Annotated in this window: 15 protein-coding genes and 4 pseudogenes; 13 read left to right on the top strand and 6 right to left on the bottom strand. The window is 31.6% G+C overall.

The annotated features are described in order from the left end of the window. Positions 1-69 precede the first annotated feature (69 nt). Positions 70-702 (top strand): type 1 glutamine amidotransferase family protein, encoded by a 633-nt coding sequence (locus ACUXEY_RS23000; protein WP_461301682.1) that lies wholly within the window; start codon positions 70-72, stop codon positions 700-702. Between the two features lie 119 nt (positions 703-821). On the opposite strand, the gene ACUXEY_RS22995 is transcribed toward ACUXEY_RS23000, so the two are convergent. Both ACUXEY_RS22995 and ACUXEY_RS22990 read right to left on the bottom strand, forming a co-directional pair. Continuing rightward, complete coding sequence (locus ACUXEY_RS22995; protein ID WP_461301681.1) at positions 822-1,295, bottom strand: hypothetical protein; 474 nt, start codon at positions 1,293-1,295, stop codon at positions 822-824. 153 nt (positions 1,296-1,448) lie between these two features. Then, on the bottom strand, positions 1,449-2,675 hold the full coding sequence (locus ACUXEY_RS22990; protein WP_461301680.1) for an MFS transporter: 1,227 nt from the start codon (positions 2,673-2,675) through the stop codon (positions 1,449-1,451). Between the two features lie 145 nt (positions 2,676-2,820). On the opposite strand from ACUXEY_RS22990, the gene ACUXEY_RS22985 reads away from it, so the two are divergent. The 5 genes from ACUXEY_RS22985 (at position 2,821) to ACUXEY_RS22965 (ending at position 6,638) form a co-directional block, all read left to right on the top strand. Then, a complete protein-coding gene (locus tag ACUXEY_RS22985; RefSeq protein WP_461301679.1) occupies positions 2,821-2,964 on the top strand; it encodes a hypothetical protein in 144 nt (47 codons plus the stop codon). A gap of 50 nt (positions 2,965-3,014) precedes the next feature. Next, positions 3,015-3,590: an NUDIX hydrolase gene (locus tag ACUXEY_RS22980; protein ID WP_461301678.1), complete on the top strand. Its 576-nt coding sequence runs from the start codon at positions 3,015-3,017 to the stop codon at positions 3,588-3,590. 377 nt (positions 3,591-3,967) lie between these two features. After that, a complete protein-coding gene (locus tag ACUXEY_RS22975) occupies positions 3,968-4,831 on the top strand; it encodes a protein kinase family protein (RefSeq protein WP_461301677.1) in 864 nt (287 codons plus the stop codon). Positions 4,832-4,884: 53 nt separating this feature from the next. Then, on the top strand, positions 4,885-5,637 hold the full coding sequence (locus ACUXEY_RS22970) for a class I SAM-dependent methyltransferase (RefSeq protein WP_461301676.1): 753 nt from the start codon (positions 4,885-4,887) through the stop codon (positions 5,635-5,637). Between the two features lie 206 nt (positions 5,638-5,843). Then, positions 5,844-6,638: a VOC family protein gene (locus tag ACUXEY_RS22965; protein WP_461301675.1), complete on the top strand. Its 795-nt coding sequence runs from the start codon at positions 5,844-5,846 to the stop codon at positions 6,636-6,638. Positions 6,639-6,755: 117 nt separating this feature from the next. Here ACUXEY_RS22965 and ACUXEY_RS22960 read toward each other — a convergent pair whose 3' ends face one another. Continuing rightward, the gene (locus ACUXEY_RS22960; protein ID WP_461301674.1) at positions 6,756-7,220 is read right to left on the bottom strand and encodes a GNAT family N-acetyltransferase; all 465 of its coding nucleotides are present in this window, start codon (positions 7,218-7,220) and stop codon (positions 6,756-6,758) included. Between the two features lie 118 nt (positions 7,221-7,338). Between ACUXEY_RS22960 and mtnN the strand changes: the two genes are divergently transcribed. The 3 genes and pseudogenes from mtnN (at position 7,339) to ACUXEY_RS22945 (ending at position 10,659) form a co-directional block, all read left to right on the top strand. Continuing rightward, positions 7,339-8,031 carry a 5'-methylthioadenosine/S-adenosylhomocysteine nucleosidase gene (mtnN, locus tag ACUXEY_RS22955; RefSeq protein ID WP_461301673.1) on the top strand — a complete coding sequence of 231 codons (693 nt, stop codon included), beginning with the start codon at positions 7,339-7,341 and terminating at the stop codon, positions 8,029-8,031. Positions 8,032-8,277: 246 nt separating this feature from the next. Next, positions 8,278-9,714: pseudogene (locus ACUXEY_RS22950) on the top strand (IS4 family transposase). Between the two features lie 205 nt (positions 9,715-9,919). Next, positions 9,920-10,659, top strand: a pseudogene (locus tag ACUXEY_RS22945) (aminoglycoside phosphotransferase family protein). An 84-nt stretch (positions 10,660-10,743) separates the two neighbouring features. Here the strand turns inward: ACUXEY_RS22945 and ACUXEY_RS22940 are convergent. Further along, positions 10,744-11,691 (bottom strand): annotated as a pseudogene (locus tag ACUXEY_RS22940) (phosphotransferase enzyme family protein). A 192-nt stretch (positions 11,692-11,883) separates the two neighbouring features. Here ACUXEY_RS22940 and ACUXEY_RS22935 point away from each other — a divergent pair. Beyond that, complete coding sequence (locus ACUXEY_RS22935; protein ID WP_461301672.1) at positions 11,884-12,978, top strand: helix-turn-helix domain-containing protein; 1,095 nt, start codon at positions 11,884-11,886, stop codon at positions 12,976-12,978. Between the two features lie 14 nt (positions 12,979-12,992). Here the strand turns inward: ACUXEY_RS22935 and ACUXEY_RS22930 are convergent, their stop codons facing one another. Further along, on the bottom strand, positions 12,993-14,684 hold the full coding sequence (locus ACUXEY_RS22930; RefSeq protein WP_461301671.1) for a M3 family oligoendopeptidase: 1,692 nt from the start codon (positions 14,682-14,684) through the stop codon (positions 12,993-12,995). Between the two features lie 17 nt (positions 14,685-14,701). Beyond that, positions 14,702-15,640, bottom strand: coding sequence for a DMT family transporter (locus tag ACUXEY_RS22925; RefSeq protein WP_270672592.1), 939 nt, complete (start codon positions 15,638-15,640; stop codon positions 14,702-14,704). A 127-nt stretch (positions 15,641-15,767) separates the two neighbouring features. Here ACUXEY_RS22925 and ACUXEY_RS22920 point away from each other — a divergent pair, with 127 nt between their 5' ends. The 3 genes and pseudogenes from ACUXEY_RS22920 to ACUXEY_RS22910 form a co-directional block, all read left to right on the top strand. Then, a complete protein-coding gene (locus ACUXEY_RS22920) occupies positions 15,768-17,147 on the top strand; it encodes an aminotransferase-like domain-containing protein (protein ID WP_461301670.1) in 1,380 nt (459 codons plus the stop codon). 11 nt (positions 17,148-17,158) lie between these two features. Further along, a complete protein-coding gene (locus tag ACUXEY_RS22915) occupies positions 17,159-17,515 on the top strand; it encodes a carboxypeptidase regulatory-like domain-containing protein (protein ID WP_166704935.1) in 357 nt (118 codons plus the stop codon). A 22-nt stretch (positions 17,516-17,537) separates the two neighbouring features. After that, a pseudogene (locus ACUXEY_RS22910) lies at positions 17,538-17,670 on the top strand (short-chain dehydrogenase); the annotation flags it as partial. Positions 17,671-17,694: the final 24 nt, after the last annotated feature.

Raw genomic sequence — 17,694 nt, 5'->3', positions numbered from 1 at the left:
TCCCTGACGTTAACTGTCAGGGAAGTTATATTATAATAGCTATATAAATTGTGATTGGAGTGTTATTGGATGCAAACAAAAAAAGCTTTTCTATATGTATTTAATACAATGTCGGACTGGGAATATGGATATTTAATTGCTGAATTAAACTCAGGAAGATATTTCAAAAAAGATTTAGCACCTTTAAAAGTAATTACAGTAGGAGTTAATGAAGAGATGATTACTACTATGGGAGGACTGAGCATAAAACCAGATATTTCCCTTGATGAATGTACTCTTGAGAGTAAAGATCTTTTAATTTTACCAGGAGGGACTACTTGGAGTGAAGAAATTCATCAACCCATCTTGGAAAGAATTGGCCAAGCTTTAAAACTTGGTACTATTGTTGCTGCAATTTGTGGTGCAACTGAGGGCCTAGCAAATATGGGATACTTAGATACTAGAAAGCATACAAGTAATAACTTAGAATATACTAAAATGGTATGTCCTAACTATAGAGGAGAAAAGTTCTATGAGTTGGGATCTGTGGTATCTGATGCAAATTTAGTTACTGCATCAGGGATAGCTCCTCTGGAATTTGCAGTGGAGGTACTGAAAAAAATAGATGTATTTACACCAGATGCATTACATTCATGGTATAACCTAAATAAGACTCATAAACCTGAATACTTCTTCCAGTTAATGAATTCAATAAATAAATGAATGAAGTAACTGAAAAGCTCAATTTCTCTATTTTGATTTGTAGAGAAGTTGAGCTTTTTAATTTGAAATTTCCTTATCGTTGTAAATTTGTATTTTCCTGACGCGACCCCTTTATCAACTTATCCGTAAATATGAAGAGAAAATACTTCTTGATTCGATTCATCAACTACTAGCACAATTTTATTTGCAAAATTACAATATGATCGGATTTTAATGGGTTCCTTTAATGAATCTTCTAAAAACCAACCTGTTGGTACTAAAGAAATACAATCCTCTTTTTCAAAGAATGAATGTTTGAGGAAATATGCTATTTCTTGCGTTTCTATTAAGAACATCGGATCAATACAATCAAATGCTACAGAATAATATTTTAATGTTCTTCTACCGACAATTCTATTAAAAGAATGGCTTCGGTATAAATCAGGCACTACAGGATATATACCGTTTGTTAGAAGTTCTTTTAAAGTTTGTTTTGATTCTTCCTTTAAACCTATCATGAAAATTTCATGTAATTCATTTTTAACTATATTTAAAGTAACGTCATTTGGAATGGGAAAGGACGTATAAACGTCCTCTTCAAGTATGACATCCATGCCACTGAAAAGTTGGCAAATTGGCCTGAGAGAAGTATTTGAAGATACAAGAGGTGCCTTTTCTATATAAAAATCTTCATTTATAGGAGGTAATGGATATTTTTGTTCTTCGATTTCAATTAACTAATCATACATTCATATAACTTCCTTTCATCATAGTTTTCTTATCGGACTATAAAACGCAATAACAACTTCAAGTAGCTTCGTGAAAGCAGCTAAAGCAAATACAAGTACTGGATTATAGGCTGAAATAATACCTCCTACTAATGCCCCGAGTGGCATAGCTAATCGTGTAAGTACTCGCGAAAATCCTAAAACTCTTCCTTGCATATGTGATGGAACGGTTTCCTGGCGAATTGTGGCTACAATTGTATTCCATGCAATATTGCAAGTCATTGCAATACCGAAAGCAATACCGGGAGCAAGCCAATATGTACTCCAAAGCGCAAAAGTTAAGCCAATTGCTCCAACAAATAGGAGTAGAGGAATTAGAATGCCGCGCTGCAATCTTTTTTCTAAAGGAACTGCAATCAAGCTTCCTAAAAGCCCTCCTATTCCAATTAGTGAATAATTAAAGCCACTTTGTTCCGGCGTAAGTTGCAATGTGGATAGTAAATAATACATGAACACACCTAAAACCGCACTTGCTCCAAAGTTTCCAATCATAGCTTGAAAAGATAAAGCTAAATTTAAGCGGTCATTTTGGAGCCATTTAAATCCATTAACCAAATCAGCTAGTACATTTTGAAGTGCATTTTTATCTTCGCATTTCTTGTTTACGGTTTTCATAGACGGTAATAATATCACAGCAACTAATGTTGCAATAAATGAAAGAACATTGATCCAAAGCACTTGAAAGCCTCCAATAAAAGATATGAAAATCCCAGCTATCATTGGACCAAACAAACTAGCCGATTGATTGACCATTTGATAGAAAGAATTAGCCTTCGTCAATGATGCACCTGCAATATGTGGAATGACTGTAACAGTTGTTACATCAAAAAGCATAGACATAACTGCTAAGATAAAAGTAATTACGTATAAATGCCAGATTTCTAATAGATGTAATGCGTATAGAATTGGTACAAGACTTACTAAAATAATATTGGCAATATCCGCTATCCAAAGTAACTTTTTTCGATCGTATCGATCAATTATTACACCAACTAAAGGGCCAAATAAAACAATAGGCAATACATTAATAGCAAATAAAGAACTCATAATTACAGCTGAACCGGTTAATTGATAGGCAATCCAAGGAAGTGCAAAAGTATACAGTGAATCCCCGATTCGTGAAATGAGTAAACCAAAAATAAAAATCTTGTATTCTTTAGAAAAAGTTGTCTTTACGGTAAGCTTGCGTTCTAGTATAAATTTCACAACTGTTTGAACCACCTTTATTATAGAGGAATTTGAAAATCATCCGTCCAATATTTGTTATGTATAGAATTCTGTAATTTTTAGATGAATCCTACTTTTTAGAGGTATTTTAAAACTTAAAGGAGGAAAAAATGAAAGCAGTATTATGAAAAAGATTTTAGTACGAACAGGATGGGGAGAAAGTTCATTAACAAAGTATAGAAATTTGTGGGAAGAAGCGGTACCTGATTATATAGCGCAAAACCTACTTGATGCTGTGTGGTGGATTGAAGATAATTTAAATACATAATAAAATTATAGTAAACTATTTTATTCAAAGATTTTTTAGGAGGGAGAATATTGATACATATAGATAAAAGTGTAAGAACATCTGGTGCGTATGTAATATATAAAAATTTATTTGTTTTTCAAGTTGGTCCAACGAGTAAAGGGGATACATTAGGTGTAGTAAGGCTGGGGGGACATAAAGAAGCCGATGAAACAGCAGTAGAAACTGCTAAAAGAGAGGTGAAAGAAGAAGCTGCTATCGATATTACCATTTTGAGTTCGCCAAGTATATATTACAAAGAGAATTGGAGTGCACAATCAAAGAAAATAAAAGTAGAAAATGAAATCAATCCAATATTAATTATTGATAGTCCACATGAAACTTTATCTATTATGTACATGGCGCATTCAAAAAATGAACCCAATCCCTCTTCTGAAACGAATGGATTATTATTACTTTCAGTAAGTGATATTAAGCTAATTTGTAGTAAGGAAATAAAACTAAATGATTATATTAAGCAAGGTGGAATAGCCATATTGAAAGAAAAAATGAATAAAGAGTTAATCTTACAACCTTTTCCGCAACTTATGTTTTTAGCAGAACTTTTAAAAGACGATCCTGTATTGCTTCAGCAGTTTCTAAATTAGCAACAAAAAGTTACCGTAATAAGGGCTTTTATTTTAAAAATTTTATCGTATGTTTGGTTGGGGAAGAAGACATCTAGAATATATAGACAAAAATAAACTATAAAATTATTATGTTAACTAAATACGGTATAGAATATATTTCTTATAATCTTTATTTTATGATATGTAATTAAATAATGTGGCACCTTCTATTATTGTTATTATGTATAATAGAAAGTAAGAATATTTTGGTAGTTATTTAATGTAATAAAAACCTTTATTTGAAAGGAGTGATGTTTTATGAACAAACAGAAGAAAACAAAATATGAGGTAAAAATAATTTGAGTATGCGTATCATACCTCTATAAACTACGTTTGCTCAAAGCTAGGAGCAATGCATGATAAATATTAAAATTGGAAAAAATCAATACCCTATAACATTGGCTGAGGATCATAATTTTGATTGGCTAAAGGATGTAGAAGTGTTTACTGTTTTTGATCAGCAAGATTCAGGAAATATTAGCTTTGGTATTATTGAAAATGGACAACGCTACTTTTTGAAGTATGCTGGTGCGCGCAATTTAGAGTATAAAGGTAATATAGAGGACGCAATCCAACGATTAATGAAAGCAAAGGAAGTATATGAACAAATTCAACATCCTTTACTAGTTCCATATATTAATTCCATTCCAATGCAAAATGGATTTTGTTTAAGGTTTCATTGGATTGGTGGGGAGTGCATGCACAATCATTGGGACTTTACACCGTTTGAAAAGCACCATGCACCAAACTCACCTTTTGTTAAGTTAAGACAATTAGCAGTGACGGAGAGACTTAACATATTAACACAAATTTTAGAGTTTGCAACCTATGTGGAGTCATTAGGATATGTCATGGTTGATTTTTATGACGGTAGTATCTTATATAATTTTGAGCAATCAAAGCTGACGATTTGTGATATTGATTTCTTTCAAAAAACACCTGTATTCAATGAAATTGTGAAAGATTTTTGGGGGACAGCTCGCTTCAAAGCACCGGAGGAATATGAACTGCATGCACAAATTACAAGCGAAACGAATGTGTACGTATTAGCCGGAATTGCTTTTGCCTTTATTGGCGGAAAAAGTGATAAAAGCTATGAAAAATGGGAGAGCACACAAGAATTATATAATATATGTACAAAAGCGTTGCATAAAGAAAAAAGTAAAAGATATCGCACTGTTCAAGCGTTTTATGAAGCTTGGATTACAAATATAGAATAAATAATCAATAATTCATTTTAATTTATATGTATCAACAAAGGGGAACACATAAGATGAACGAATTAGAGTACAAAAACTTTTATGATAAAGTAGGAAGATTAAATGGATGGGATTTTAGTAAAGTAAAAGGTGAAACTGTAGGAGATTCATGGGACTTTTATGGTGAGGTAAAAGAAAGGTGCAAGTCATCACGTATTTTACTAGATGTTGGTACAGGTGGAGGAGAAAATGTACTTAATATAGCATCTTCAGCTAAATCTTTAATTGGAATAGATAATTCTAACGGAATGATTGAAAAAGCACATTCCAATTTGAGAAAATCAGGTGTACAAAATGTTGAGTTTCTACAAATGGATTCTGAAGTTTTAACGTTTCCACATGCTTATTTTGATATTGTTTCAAGTTGTCATGCACCATTTGCAGCGACTGAATTAGCAAAAGTAATGAAAAAAGGTGCTTTGTTTTTAACACAACAAGTTAGTGAACATGATAAATTGAACTTGAAAGAGGCATTTGGAAGAGGACAATGCTTTGGTGAAAGAGATGGAACTTTAAAAGAAAAGTATATGGGTGAACTTAGTAGTGCAGGATTTGAACTCGTACAAGTACGCGAATATAATATTACTGATTATTACAGTTCGCCTGAAGATCTTATTTTCTTGTTAAAACATACACCTATTATTCCTAGATTTGGAGAAGAGGAAGAGGATTTTGCTATTTTACAAAAGTTCATTGATGCAAATAGTTTTGAAAAAGGGATTCGTACAAATTCAAAAAGGTTTATGATTATTGCTGTAAAATCATAATGTTTTGTATTGTAAAAGCTGCTTTTCGTTTAAGGAAAGGCAGCTTTTTTGTATGGAAACAATACTATATCAACAATGAAAGAAGTTAACATATTCATACTAAAGTTGTAGTTTTCATTTGAAAAATCCATCCTTCCGTTTGATTCTATCTGTTTATAAATGTAATACAATACAAATAGATAATAAGAAACAAGGGGGTATGCAACGTGATTACACATATATCAGATATTAAACTACAAACGGTTTCCATAGAAGGGGTAAAACAAGTATATAAGGACATACTATCTTTTCCAATAAAAAAAGAAACGGCATCTTTTATTCAATTTGAAGTAACACCATACACTACAATTAGTTTTCAAGAAGTATACGAACCAATCGCACCTGCACATTTCGCTTTTGAGATCCCGTATTCAAAATTTCACGAAACAGCAAGATGGCTAAGGGACTCTGGATTACTCATTGTGAAATGGCAAAATGGAAATGTAATTGGTGAAGAGAATGGTCTATTCAATGTATACTTTAAAGACGGTGATGGAAATCTACTCGAAATTATCGCACATAGTTATGTTAAAGAAGATGTATTAGTACCACAATCCCCTTTAAACATTTTATATGTAAGGGAAATCGGACTTCCCGTTAAAAGTGTACCTGTATTTACAGAATGGTTGAAATCAAATCTAAATATGAAAACGATGGAAGATGGGGATATTTTCAACTTTGTTATAGGGGGCACAGCATACATTGTTGCAACTTGGTGGCAGCGACCTTGGATCCCAATTGCGATGAAGGCTTTACCACCGAAAGTACAAGTATCTTTCGGAACACCGGACCCTGCATTTTTACAGCAAATCCAAATTAACTTTAAGAAAAATAGTGTACCATTTGAATGTAAGCATAATGAAGTGTCATTTATTGAGCAGGGATATGCATTTTCAATTGTGCATACACCAGAGTTTCATTCTAATATTCCTAGTAAATTAAACTTACCGCTTTCTATTTAAGGATAGAAAGTGGTAAGTTTTTTATATTTTCGTGGAGAAGGGTTTTAGCACGTGCCCATCAACTTAAGAATTTTCACTACCCCTAAGTACAAAAAAATGTTATTCTTTCTAAATACTCTAAGAAAAAACACCTATAAATAAAATTAAATTAATTGGTATATACTTCTTGAAACCCTTACTTATGGTTCCATTATATCCATTTTTAGTGAAGAATTTATGTGCTTTTATTCTAGTTGCACTACTTAATAAGATAATTCTTGTGGATCCCCTTGCAATTGATATCTCTTCTACATGTTTCAATAACTTTTCCCCTATCCCATTACCTCGAAAATCTTCATTTACAATCACATACTCTAAAACAGTATACGGTCTAAATTGATATCCAGAATCAAGGCAAAACGTCATAAATATACTTCCTTTGACGTTACCACTTTCCTCATAGACAAACAAAAAATTATTAGAATCATCCCTTATCTGCTCAATTCTTTCTGGTAAAACCTTAATATTTTTGCTATGTGGTGCTAATTTTTTATATAGATTTTCAATTACATTACTGTCCTTTGGTTCAGCTTCACGAATCATATAATTACCTACCTTTTGCTTTTAATATATCGATGACTTAAATTATTTTAACATTCCGATTAAATCGAATATTAAAACAATACTTTTTTGGTATAATTCAGGTGAGGAGAGGATAAAAATGACAAGAATTGGAATAATTGCAGCTTGGCAACCTGAACTGAATTATTTACACGAAGAATACCCGAGTAGAAAAGTTCGTAAAATTGCCGCATGGGAATTCCATTATCATAGTATTAACAATTTAGAGATTATATCTGTTATAAGTGGTGTTGGAAAAACAAACTGTTCTAGTTGTACACAATTACTTATATCAGAGTTTCGTCCTGATGAAATATATATGACAGGAATTTGTGGAAGTTTGTCAGATAGCATAAAGGGTGGCGAAATTGTCATTGCAAAACAAATGCTCCAACATGACGTTACGAATGCTGGAAAAGGCGATGATGTGTGGGACCTGTATACTGGTAGAACATCGATTATTGATGGCGATAATTCTATATTTAGTGATTTTCTTAATTTTGCTATCAATACCAGTGAACATAAAATCAACAACGGGATGGTTATATCGGGAGATCAGCGTATTAGAGAAGATGTTTTGAGATCATCATTAAGTAGTACTCATAATGCTATTGCTGTTGACCAAGAGATAGCATCTTTTTCATACGTTTCTTATGTTAATAAAATACCATTCCTATGTGTGAAGTCTGTATCCGACCAAGCAGATAATAAAACTATTGAGGACCAAAAAAGGTTTAAGCTTTTGGCATGTGAAAATTCATGTAAATTATTAATTGAATTTCTATTGAGATAGAATTTGATAAGATGATTGTTTGTTCATCTAACTAGTGCGTTATTTGTGAGAAATGTTTCTAACTAAAATTGAGAATGGTGAGCTTCTCTTGGAACTGAGGGATTACTTTTATAAAAAGTCTAAGTTGTCCAAGAAATCTTTTATAGAGAGACTGCCACTTCGCTATCAAGCTAACAAAAAATATCCCAAAGTGGAAAAATACGCTATCATTTTTGTAGAAATATACAGAAGGGATGGCGTTTTTTTATGAATCTATCAATTCAAGATGAACTACAACCATTTGCGGAAGAATTACAACGATATGTTACTCCTTTATTTTTAGAAGAACTTGCTAGAGAACTCGGATTTATAAAGCGAAAACGTAAGTTTTCTGGATCAGACTTAGCTGCTATTTGTATCTGGATTAGTCAACGGGTGGCAAGTGATCCATTAGTCCGATTATGTAGTAGGCTTCATGCAGCTACCGGTACTTTACTTAGCCCTGAGGGTTTAAATAAACGTTTAAATGCTAAAGCAGTTTTGTTGTTACAGCATATTTTTTCTTTACTATTACAAAAAAAAGTATGTGAACAAACGAAAATTTCTAACCATTTCTTCTCTTATTTCAAGCGAATTCGTATTCTAGATGCCACCGTATTTCAAGTGCCGAATGCTTTAGAGAATGTATATCCAGGATCTGGAGGATGTGCCCAAACAGCTGGAATCAAAATTCAATTAGAATAGGATCTGCATAGCGGGGAATTTCTTAACTTTCAAGTTGGGCCAGGGAAAAATAATGATAAAACATTTGGTACGAAGTGCTTAGATACCTTACGACTAGGGGATTTATGTATTCGTGATTTGGGTTATTTTTCATTGGAAGACATAGATCAAATGGATCAACGAGGTACATACTATATTTCTCGTTTAAAACTAAATACAAATGTATATATGAAAAATTCAAACCCAGAATACTTTAAAAATGGTGCAATTAAGAAACAATCGGAATACATACACATCGATGTGAAACAGATTTTGAAACAACTACAACCAGGATAAACATTTGAATTAAAACATGCTTATATTGGTGATAGGAAACAACTGTTTGCGTGCGTTATTTTTAATCGATTAACAGAAAAACAACTTCAAAAACGACGAGCAAGGATCGCAGAAAAAGAAAAATCCAAAAATAGAATGTACTCAGAGAAAAGTAAAATTGTAGCTGGATTAAACGTGTACGTGACGAATATAGCTTGGGAATGGGTTCCGATGGAATAGGTACATGAATTATATACTTTACGTTGGCAAATAGAGATTATCTTTAAAACGTGGAAATCACTTTTCAAAATAGACCATTATCGTCATGTAAAACAGGAACGATTAGAGTGCCAATTATATGGAAAGCTAATCGCTATCTTCCTGTGCTCCTCTACTATGTTCAAAATGCGTCAACTTCTTTTGAAAAAGAAGAAAAGAGAATTAAGTGAATATAAAGCGATTGGAATAATTCAAGATCACTTACACCTGTTGTATCAAGCTATACGACAAAGCACCATAGAAATGACAAAGATTCTAATCCGCCTATTCCACCTCTTAGAGAAGAATGGACGGAAATCTCATAGATATGAGAAAAAGACAGTCTTTGATATTATGGGTGTTGTCTATGAGTATAGTGAACTTGGAAAACAAAAGAAAATTGCATAATCAAAAAAGTGAAACCCATTAGGGCTTATTTGGTATGTGCATTTTTAAGAATATACTTCTATTTTGAGAATGTTTTAATCCGGCTGAATGAAAGATCCGTTTTTTTCACTCTTAAGTTGATGGGCATGGGGTTTCAGCATAATTCCACTGAATTTATAGAGGAGTATAATGTATTAGCTTATTTTATAGTAAGGAGAGGAATGAATTGAATTTAGGAAATCCGATAGCAAAAGGGAACACAGCGGAAATTTATCTATATGATAATAAGATTATGAAATTATTTAAAGATTACCTCCCAAATACAGAGTCTATGAATGAAGCAAAAAAACAAAAATATACTTATTCATGCGGACTATCAGTTCCAAACGTATTTGAAGTGACTAATATATAAAATAGACAGGCAATTATTATGGAATACGTAAAAGGGGACAGTATAGGTGATCTCCTGCTTAATAATCTAAATGAGGCAGAGTATTACATAAATATTTGTGTGAATGAACAAAAAAAGATTCATGCTATACGTGTGAAATGGAAGCAATGGGGGAAAGGTTAGAGCGTCAAATTAAATCTGTATATAAATTGGATGAAAAACAAAAGGAAAGTATATTGAATAAGCTACATTCAATCAAATTTGATTCTAGATTATGCCATGGCGATTTCCATCCGTTTAGTCTAATTTTGAGTGAAAAGAATGTAAGTATTATAGACTGGGTAGATGCTTGCTCAGGTGATATTCGTGCAGATGTGTTTCGTACATATTTATTGTATGCGCAGTCTCATATAGAATTAGCAGAAATGTATTTGCAAATATATTGCCGCAATACCGATCTAACAAGAGATGAGATCTTTCAATGGGCTCCTATTATGATTGCAGCTAGATTTTCTGAGAAAGTATCTTCGCAAAATGAAGTGTATTTAAATAGATTATTGACTCAGTATTTATAAGTAATAAAACAAAGGTTGTTTAGTAGCCAATAAATAAATGCTGTTGTCTAACTAAAGTTTCCTTGTAGTTAAACAACAGCATTTTTAAACATTAATATAGGTATATTTAGTTTCGATCTTCATCCTATAAAGATTTATTATCCGTACTTGTTCCTCAGTTAATTCTTCTTTATTCCAATACATATGCATTAAGCTATATTCAAAAATCTCCTTTAATTTAATAAATAATGGAAAATTTTCTATCATCTCTTTAGGTAGTTCATTTTCTTCTTGATATCCTTCAAATAGTGCTTTTGTAATAGAATGCTCATAGTCAACGATATTCCCATTTCCAGCAAATGAATACTCTATCGCACTATAAATAGGAACTGCTAAATCGAATAGGTAAAAATGTTTTTCGCAGTCTTGAAAATCAATCATTGTTAAGTTTGAGTTGTTTTCAACTAAAATATTTTCTAGTCATAAATCTCCATGAATTAAGCCGTAATTGGAAGTGGATTTTTGTAGTTCCTTTGTAGAAATTAAAACGTCAGATGCAATTTCTCTTATAGTAGTTTCTTCTTTAGGGATATATTTAAGAAAATTATATTCTTCATTTTCATACCAATTGTTTATATGTTTAACCGGCTTAATCTGTTCGAAGCTTTTAGAAATACGATGTAATTTTCCAATTTGTTTACCAAGCTTTTTAAATATATTAGAATTCCATTCGCACCTTGGTAAATGTATACCAGGAGCAGCTTTATATAATACAGTAAAAATCTCCTCGTCTAATGTTAATTTCTCTACTAAATCCCCATTAAGGGAAGGTAATATTGGAGGAACTGCTAAACCATTTTCATATAAAAAGTTCGTATATGTAACTTCTTCTAACTGTTCTTCATATGTTTTGTAGTTTGTAATTCTAATGAAGTAAGTACCTTGTTGTGCGTGACATTGATACATTTCATTCGTTATAGACTTAATGTTAATAAAATTTAATGGATATCGTTCATTTATTAATTGGAGTATTTCTTTTTCTAGCTCGTTCATTGTAACGTCCTTTCCAAACTTTAATTTTTTACTTAAGAAGTAAAAGGTTCTTAATTTACAAAATTCGTGTTTTATTTTTGATTTCCTTTAAAATGAAGCATGAAGTAATGAATGGTTTATGTTATAAAACACAAGAAATATCAAAAGAAAGAAACGAACCTGTTTTATACTTATAAATAAGGAGTGAAGGAAATGAATGAACATATACAGAAGATGATTGATTGGATTGAGAGCAATTTAAAAGAAGAATTTTCATTAAATGAATTATCGCGTTATATGAGTTATTCTCCGTATTACTGTTCTTTTAGATTTCACCAAGTAACAGGCATTAGTATTAGGCGCTATATTCTTTTAAGAAGACTGTATTTATCCACAGAGGATTTGAAGAATGATAGAAAGATAATAGATATTGCATTGGATTACAATTATTCTTCGCAAGAGGCCTATAGTAGAGCTTTCAAAACTGTTTTTGGAATGAATCCAAGAGAATTTAAGCTTAACAACATGCCTATTCAATCATTTGTTAAACTCAATATAAATAAAGGAGGGGAGTTTAAAATGAATTTTTCTAGAAAAATAGAGGTTGAGCAGTTGCGTAGTGCAAAGAGTGAGCTGTTTGAGAATGATGTATTAAACATATTGAATGGTCAAATGATGTATGAAGAATTTAAAACCAAAAAGCTAATGGGTGAGTCTGATTATGCTCCATTTAACGAAGCGATGTGTGTGAATCCCGCTACTACACATGTTTTTAATGAAGAGTTTATTAAAACCAGAGCAGAAGGTCATAACAGTTCTGTAGATATTTATACAAAAAAGGTTATAGACCCGTTAAAAAATCTTTTTACGAAAAAGTATAAATGCATCGTTTTATGGTTCGGTGAAGATATGTTTTGCCAAATGAATCTACTTACTTTACTTTCATACCTTGAACAGTCTTGTTATGAAGGGAAAGTATACTTAAATAGTTTTAGAGAAGATGAATTTAAAGTAAGTCAACTTGAACTTGAATTAGGAAATTATTCTTTTGTATATAATGAAGTGTTAGTAAATCACAAAAAAATGACTCAAAAGGTACCACCTGTAATGTATCAAGCTATAGACTTATATTTAAGTATGTTAAAAGAAGATAATATCGTAGTGAAATTCATCTCCAAAAATAAAGATTTATCAACTCAAGAATTATTAACAAAATTGTTTCATCTTTTTCCAACAATCGGATATGGTGATACTCAGTACATAAAACTAATAAATAATATAAAGAAGAAAGCTGAACCTAAAATATAGGAACAGCTTCTTTTTTACAATTGTTCAAGTGACGCTAATTCACCCTCAACAAATAACATTAGTTCTTTAATTGTTTCGCCAGAAAGATCAAAACGAATTCCAGCTGCTTCATATACTTCCGTTAAAGATCTAGAGCTACCTAATGATAAAGCTTTTTTATAATTTTCTATTGCTTGTTTAGGATTTTCTTTATATTGTTTATACATTTGCAACGCCCCAAGTTGTGCAATTGCATATTCGATGTAATAGAATGGTATTTCGAATATGTGTAATACAGGTAACCAGCTAGTTGCAATCCAATTTTCATACCCTTCAATATTTACGACGCTCGATTGGTAAGTATTATGTAATTCTAAATACTTGTCATTTCTTTCTTTAGCGGTATGATTAGGGTTTTCATACATCCAATGTTGGAACTGATCAACGATAAGCATTTGTGGTAAATACTTAACAATATCTATAAAGAAATCTAATTTTGCTTTTATAAATTCTTCTGTATTCTCATAAAATGTATCCCAATACTCCATCGAAAATAATTCCATTGTCATGCTAGCGAGTTCTGCTGATTCTGAAGGGATTTCTACAAATTTTTGAAGTTCTAACTGCTTCATACATTCATTATGAATACTATGACCCATTTCATGGAGGAAAGTAGTAACATCATAATGTGTATGATTGAGATTCATGAAAATGAAAGATAATTGAGAAGCAGGTAAATATTCGCAAAATCCTCCTGGTCCTTTTCCTTTACGACTTTCTAAATCTAAGCAACTATTTTTATGCATACGGTCCAGTAATGTTGAAAATTCAGGGTCTAGTTTGTGTAAAATTTGAGAACTTTTTTCGATTAAATCACTCGCGTCTTCAATAGGTTTTAATGCTTTTTGATTTGGTGCGGTTGCTTTTAGATCCCATGGACGAAGGCTATCTACTTGAAGTTCAGATTTTTTCTCATTAAATATTTTATCGATAAGTGGTACTACGTATTTACGAATAGATTCAGCAAGCTTATAGCAATCATCAGGTGTATAATCAAAACGTTCATGTTTTTTAAACATATAATCACGATAATTATCTAATTGAATATTTTGCGCCTTTTGATGACGGATTACGATTAATTCATTTAATATATTTTGTAGTGTATCTTCAACAGATAAAAATGTTTCAGAAATGAGCGTTTTTGCTTTTTTTCGTATGTGACGATCCGGATCTTGTAAGTAAGACTGTAGTTCAGTAATTGTCTTTTCTTCACCGTTCCATAGCGCAGTTAAACCACCTGTAATTTCGAAGTGTTCGGTTACTAATTTGTCTTCGCTTATTTCTAAATCAATGTTCTTTTCACAAAATAATGTTTGCGCATTCTTTATTTTTTTATCTAGTAAGCTATACGTTTTTGGATCAAGTTCCATTCGAAAAGGGGACTCTAAATATTTATTATCAAATGAATTTTGATAACGTTTCAAAAGAGGTCGTACATATTGTTGATCATATTTAAAAGTATCTTTAATTTTTTTATTATCCGTATTACATTGAAAGGCGATATAGTGCGATCGTAATTGTTCTTCAATTTCCCAAATGAATGTAGATTGTTTTTTTAACCAGTTTTCAAGTTCTAGCTTTGAAGAAATCTCTTCATTTAATAAAGTAGAAAGAGTCTTTTCTAATTCTAGAACGTTACTAATATCAATTGTATTTAAGCGCTGCATGACATATCCCTCACTTTTTATTTATTCATGGAGATATTCTTCTTTTGCATTGCAATTCCTTTTTTACCCAAAAAATTTGTGCCTATTATACCAAGAATAATCATTATTGTACCAATGATATGAAAATAAGAAATTTGCTCGTGTAAAAAAATAACGCCAGCGATAATTGTAATAAGTGTAGATAAATTACTAAAAACACTTATTTTAGCAGCTTCAATATAAGATAAGGAATAGTTTAATAGCAATGCCGTCAGCAAGGAAGATAGTAACCCTAAATATAAAATGGAGATAAGAAATGTTCCATTCGTATACGGTTTAAAGTATACCGTTATTGTACCTTTATTTATATGGCTGGCGATCGCGATTAAATTAAAGCTAATAAAGCCGATTACTGTCATTGTGTAAGTTAAATCCATTAGTTTGAATTTCTTCGTCATTTTTCTAGCTAACACGTTATAGAAAGCAGATGATAATGCCGATAGCAAAATAAGAATAACACCTATGAAACTAGTTTCATGAGTCCCTATACCATTCATGATAAATATATAAATGACACCGATGACAGAAATGAGTACAGATATTTTTTGCCATGTATTTGTATACTCTTTTAAAAAATAGGAAGCTAACATCATCGTAAATATAGGAATCGCCGCTTGTATAATTCCGGCCTCGGATGAACTTGTATACACTAAGCCAAATGCTTGGAAAGCAAAAAATAGTGCTGGATAAAATATTGCAAGTGGTAATAGGGCAAGTATATTTTTGAATGACATATTTAACTTTACGAAACCGAAAACAATGGGAATGCTTGCAGCTACGAAAGCAACTGTAAAACGATGAGCAAGTGTATCAAGGGGGCTCGTAACTGTTAATGCTAATTTCACAAACATAAAGGAGAATCCAATAATAAATGAATAGAGCATAGCTGATAAATATGCCTTTGTTGTAAGTTTCATAATTTCACCTCATAGTAATTGATTTCTTACTGGCCAGTATACGTATATAGTAATCTTTATGATCTAGTGCTACAATGTAAACAAATACAAACTGTACCGGTACAAATTAAAAGTTGAGGTAGTAATGATGTACAAGTATTTACATATTTTTAATGATATAGAAAACATGATTCAACATGGAGTGATAAAAGAAGGAAAGAAATTACCGTCTATACGATCACTTGTTACGCAATATGAATGCAATAAGGCGACAGTTATACGGGCACTATATGAATTAGAAAAACGTCATATTATTTATTCCATCCCTCAAAGTGGATACTATGTTGTTCGAAAATCAGGGAGTTTTGTAGAAAATGACGACATAATTGATTTTGCTTCCTCAGCACCAGATCCAGATGTTTTTCCGTATTTAGATTTTCAACATTGTATTAATAAGGCTATTGATACATATAAAAATGACTTATTTGTATATGGGACGCCAAAAGGCTTACCGTCTTTAATTCCGGTTATTCAAAAACAACTGGCAAACTATCAAGTTTTCACTAATGAAGAAAATATTTTTATAACGTCAGGTGTGCAGCAGGCGCTAGCAATATTAACCGCTATACCATTTCCAAATGAAAATGAAACGATATTAATTGAACAACCAACATATCATCTATATATTGAATATCTAGAAATAAACAAAATCCCTGTAATCGGTATTAAACGTACGAATGAAGGTATTGACTTAAATGAATTGGAACGCATTTTTCGAACAGGTAAAATAAAATTCTTTTATACAATACCAAGATATCATCATCCGCTTGGAACTTCTTATTCTAAAGATGAGAAAGAAAAAATCGTGTTATTGGCTAAGAAATATAATGTATTTATAGTGGAAGATGATTATTTAGCAGATCTAGAAACAGATTCAAAAGCAGATCCGTTATATAGCTTGGATCATGATAATCATGTCATATATTTGAAAAGTTATTCAAAGATTATTTTTCCAGGTTTACGAGTTGGTGTAGCAGTTATTCCATCGGTTATTGCGAATGTTTTCCATACATATAAAAAGATTTTAGATATCGATAGCCCGATGATATCCCAAGCTGCTTTAGAAATATATATAAAGAGTGGTATGTTTGAACGCCATAAAAGTAAAATTAAATCTTCCTATAATAATAGATCTAAAAAACTAGCAGAAACATTAGAAAGAATGCATAGTGAAAACCCGCTTTTATTCATATATAAAAAGCAAAATACAATTGGAATCCATACTTGTTTAGAATTACATAAAACAAGTATTTCAGAAAGGCTTTTACAAAGACTAGGTGAAATGCAAATAAGTATTGATACGATTGATAAAAATTATGTGAGAGGTTTTCCGAAAGAAATGCTATTAAAGTTAAACGTATCGAATGTGAAGGAAGATCGGATTGAAGAAGGAATTCGTAGAGTAATTGAGGAAATCAAACAAGCGGAACGTATAAATTTTCAATTTAAAAAAGAAAAAGATGAATAAGGAGGTTTGTTGTGAAACGCAAAATAATTCTCTTGTTTGTATGTATCGCTATAATAATTGGAGCTATCGTTCTAATTAATTATTATAAAAAAGATGATCAATGCATTGCGATTGGTAAGTATTCAAGAGGTATTATCGTAGATCAAAATAACGAACCTATATCTAATGTGAAAATTTATGAAGATTCTATTGAAAGTAAGGAACGCAGTATTTCAAATGCACAAGGTGAATTTGAAATACCACATGGTGTTTGTGGTGAGATTGTATTAAAATTAGTTACTCCAGATGGAGAAATCTATACGAGGAAATATGATAGTAAGCATATACCGGAAGTTATAAAATTGAATTATAAAAATGAAGATAAATAAAATGAAATTATTATAAGGAAAAATAGTAGTTGTGGCCGGAGCTTCTGTATATGTAACGGGAAGAATTATTGTCTTGTATGGGGAGAACCGAGACGATTGAAGAAACTACAGAGGTTGTTACAAAGCAAGATGGTATCGAAATTGCAGTTCGTATTTTGGAAGTGGGAGATTCTTGCGAA

The organism is Bacillus sp. F9_6S_D1_P_5, from assembly GCF_054823925.1.
Note: the sequence above shows the minus strand (reverse complement) of the source record. Positions and strands in the feature narration are given on the sequence as shown.